Annotated in this window: 1 protein-coding gene and 1 pseudogene; both read right to left on the minus strand. The window is 70.0% G+C overall.

Annotation, left to right across the window (positions count from 1 at the left end; all coding sequences use genetic code 11):
• The coding region (locus ACFYUY_RS40025; protein ID WP_387908442.1) for an ABC transporter substrate-binding protein at positions 1-660 on the minus strand (660 nt) is incomplete at its 3' end.
• A gap of 242 nt (positions 661-902) precedes the next feature.
• Positions 903-1648 (minus strand): annotated as a pseudogene (locus ACFYUY_RS40030) (hypothetical protein); the annotation flags it as partial.

Consider the following 1648-nt stretch of genomic DNA (forward strand, 5'->3'; position numbering starts at 1 on the left):
GGCGTCGGGGGTGACCTTGTTGTCGGTGCGCACGACGCTGACGTCGCCGGCGCCGGAGCTGGCGTCGACCTTGTAGCCCTTGCCGGCGAGGTAGTTGAGGAGGGCGACGTCCTGGGTGTTGCCGAGTTGGGGGGTGGCGATCTTCTTGCCCTTGAGGTCGTCGAGGGTGGAGATCTTGTCGGGGTTGACGACGAGTTTGACGCCGCCGGAGGCGGAGCCGCTGATGATCTTGAGGGATTTGCCGTCGGACTTGGTGTAGCCGTTGATGGCGGGGGAGGGGCCGATCCAGCCGATGTCGATGGAGCCGGCGTTGAGGGCCTCGATCTCGGCGGGGCCGGCGTTGAAGACCTGGGTCTTGATCTGGGTGGCGCCGAGTTCCTTCTGGTAGAGGCCTTCCTGGAGGCCGACCAGGGCGGTGCCGTGGGTGAGGTTGGCGAAGTAGCCGATCTTCACGGTGTCGGCGGAGAGCTTCGCGCCGGAGGCACCGGAGGCGGCGTCACCCGCGGCGGCGGGCTTCTTGTCGTCGGCCTTGGAGCCGTAGCTGCAGGCCGAGAGCAGGGTCACGGCGGTGAGGCCGGCCACCGCGGCCACGGCGGAGCGTCTGATCCGGCCGGCGTTGGGGCGGACGAGGGTATGCGAAGGCGTCGGGTTCGGTGCCATGGCAGGTCCTGTTCACGGACGGACCGTCAGGAGACGGTCTCGGGACGGAAGTTCGGAAGCTGTGCTTGCGGCATCGTGGATGCCGGGCAAGCCGGGCCGGTCGAGGGGAGGTGGCCCGGTGACAGAGCGTTCTCAGCCCTGTCGGCCCACACATCGGGTCAGTCCGCCCTGGCCGCTGCCGAGGACGCCGCTGCCGATGCGGCCGCCTTCCTTGTCCATGCCCGAGAACGCCTCGCTGGGCATCAGACCCAGTCCTCCTCGTCGGTGGCGTCGGTGGTGGTGCGTACGGTCGCGAAGGCCTCGCCCGCCATGCCGGCGGTGAGGGTGGTGCCGTCGGCCGGGTCGATCAGCAGGAACGATCCGGTGCGGCGGTTGGCGGTGTAGGGGTCGAGGGCCAGCGGCTCGGCGGTGCGCAGCAGTACGTGGCCGATGTCGTTGACGTTCAGCCCGTCGGCGCCGGAACGCTGTTCGAGCGTGTCGATGTCGATCCGGTAGGAGATCTCCTTGACGAGCGCGCGGACGGTGCGGGTGGTGTGCTTGAGCAGCACCTTGTCCCCGGTGCGCAGCGGGCGCTCGTTGAGGTGGCTGACGGTGGCCTCGATGTCCTTGGTGGGCTGGGGGGCGGGGCCTGCGGTGATGAGGTCGCCGCGGGAGACGTCGATGTCGTCGGTGAGGCGGACGGTGACGGACTGCGGCGCCCAGGCGATGTCGGTCTCCCGGCCGAGTGCGTCGATGCCGGCGACGGTGGTGGTGTGGCCGGAGGGCTGGACGGTGACGGTGTCGCCGACGCGCAGGACGCCGGAGGCGAGTTGGCCGGCGTAGCCGCGGTAGTCGGGGTGGTCCTCGGTCTGCGGGCGGATGACGTACTGGACGGGGAAGCGGACGGCCTCCTGGCTGGGGTCGCTGCCGACCGGGACGGTCTCCAGGTGCTCCAGCAGGGTGGGGCCGCCGTACCAGTCCATGTGGGCGGAGGGTTCGACGACGTTGT

Source organism: Kitasatospora sp. NPDC004745, assembly GCF_042873275.1.
Classification (GTDB): domain Bacteria; phylum Actinomycetota; class Actinomycetes; order Streptomycetales; family Streptomycetaceae; genus Kitasatospora.